The following is a 1,935-nucleotide window of genomic DNA, read 5'->3' as shown; positions in this document are numbered from 1 at the left end:
ACCCATCAGCCGCACCTGGTCCGCCTGGATCCACTGGACGGCGGCGCGGGTATCCGGGTCTTCGTCGAAGTCGGTGGGGTCGAAGTGGCTCATGTCGTGCGCGGCCTGCCACCAACGCTGCCGACCGGTGCCCCGGTCGGGATCCTCGGCCACGAGCCCCACCTCGGCGAGTTGCCGCAGGTGGTAGCTGGTCGCGCCGGTGTTGGTGCCCAGCTTCTCGGCGAGGGCCGTCGCGGTCGCCGGGCCGTCGATGCGCAGCGAGCCGAGCAGCCGCATCCGCAGGGGGTGGGCCAGCACGCGAACCTGCCGGCCGTCCAGATCGACGCGCCGTGGCTCGGTGCGGCCGTCGGGTGGGGGGTTCTCCATGGCTGCACACTATCTCTGCACACTTCCTGTGCACAACTATTGTGCACAGGAAGTGTGGATGAGTCCGTTCAGGGGGCGAGGACTTCGCGAACTCCGCGCAGCCGGGTACGCAGCAGGCCTGCGGCACGGGTGGAGTCGAGGCGTACGTCCGTCGGGCGGACCAGGCCGCTCGCCGCGCTGGTGGTGGTCTTCAACCCGGCCGCGTCCAGGCCGTACCGCTCGGCGACCAGCAGGCCCAGCTCGACCCGGCTGACCGCGTCCGCGCCGGCCACGTTGAGCAGACCGGCGTACGACGAGACGACCAGCTCCAGCACGGCGTCAGCCAGGTCGGTGACGTCGATCGGGCAGCGCAGCTCGTCGCTGAACAGGGTGGCCCGGCCGGCGAGCGCGTCCCGGCAGAGCTGGATCTGCTTGCTGCCCTCCCCCACGATCAGCGAGGTCCGCACCACCGCCGCGCCGGGGTCGATCGCCCGCACGGCGGTCTCGGCGGCGGCCTTCGCGGCCCCGTACGCATGCACCGGCGTGGGTGGCTCGTCGTCGAGGTACGGCACGGGTCGTCCGGCGTGCAGCGCATCGCTGGACAGGTGCACCAGCCGGGCACCCACCTCGGCGGCGGCGAGCGCCACGTGCGCGGCCCCGTCGGCGGTGACCGCCCAGTCCTCGTACCGATAGGGGGTCCCGACCACGGCGTCCGGCCGCACCTGGGCGACCAGCGCACGCACGGCGGCCCGGTCGGTCACGTCCAGCCGACGCGCCTCGACACCCGGCACGTCGATCTCACCGGAGTAGAACGTCCCAACAACCGACCAACCAAGCCCGAGGCCCCGCCGACAAACCGACCGCCCGAGTAACCCACTACCCCCGACAACAAGCACCCGCATCCCAGCCCACTCCCCTGCCGCCGCCGACGTCGATCATGAGGTTAACGAGCGACACGCCGTGGCGCGGGCCCGTCAACCCCATGATCGACGGCGCCAAGGGGGTCAGACCGGGTCGGCTACCGGGGCTGCGGGGCCGGCCGTTCCCGCGTGGGCCGTCGCGGCCGGCTTGGGCTTGGCGTCGATGCCGGCCTCGGCGCGCTGCTGGGCGGTGATCGGGGTGGGAGCACTGGTCAGCGGGTCGAAGCCGCCCCGGGTCTTCGGGAACGCGATGACCTCACGGATCGAGTCCGCGCCGGCGAGCAACATGCAGACCCGGTCCCAGCCGAAGGCGATACCGCCGTGCGGCGGGGCGCCGTACTTGAACGCCTCCAGCAGGAAGCCGAACTTGTCCTGCGCCTCCTCGGCGGTGATGCCGAGCAGGTCGAAGACCCGCTTCTGCACGTCACCCCGGTGGATACGGATCGACCCGCCGCCGATCTCGTTGCCGTTGCAGACGATGTCGTACGCGTACGCCAGGGCCCGGTCCGGAGCCTCCTCGAACCGGTCCACCCACTCCGCGTTCGGCGAGGTGAACGGGGGGTGCGGGGCCGTCCCGCCACCCTCGGCAGTGCGCTCGGTCTTCGGCGCGTCGAGCACCCTGCAGACCGCCCTGGCGCTCGCGTCGGGCTGGCCGGTCCGCGTGGCGTTC

Annotated in this window: 3 protein-coding genes; all 3 read right to left on the bottom strand. The window is 72.3% G+C overall.

The window, feature by feature from the left end; genetic code table 11:
* A partial coding sequence (locus KBX53_RS31490; protein ID WP_210863399.1) for a transcriptional regulator occupies positions 1-366 on the bottom strand: 366 nt, incomplete at its 3' end.
* A 68-nt stretch (positions 367-434) separates the two neighbouring features.
* The gene (locus KBX53_RS31485) at positions 435-1,247 is read right to left on the bottom strand and encodes a sugar nucleotide-binding protein (RefSeq protein ID WP_210863397.1); all 813 of its coding nucleotides are present in this window, start codon (positions 1,245-1,247) and stop codon (positions 435-437) included.
* A 102-nt stretch (positions 1,248-1,349) separates the two neighbouring features.
* The coding region (locus KBX53_RS31480; RefSeq protein WP_305797992.1) for an amino acid--tRNA ligase-related protein at positions 1,350-1,935 on the bottom strand (586 nt) is incomplete at its 5' end.

It is taken from the genome of Micromonospora sp. M51 (assembly GCF_018070305.1).
Classification (GTDB): Bacteria; Actinomycetota; Actinomycetes; order Mycobacteriales; family Micromonosporaceae; genus Micromonospora; species Micromonospora parva.
This window is presented reverse-complemented; position numbering and strand designations above follow the sequence as displayed.

Bases quoted from the DNA above. Each gene is read 5' to 3' on its own strand.
- KBX53_RS31485 (WP_210863397.1), bottom strand. From the start codon at position 1,247: ATGCGGGTGCTTGTTGTCGGGGGTAGTGGGTTACTCGGGCGGTCGGTT.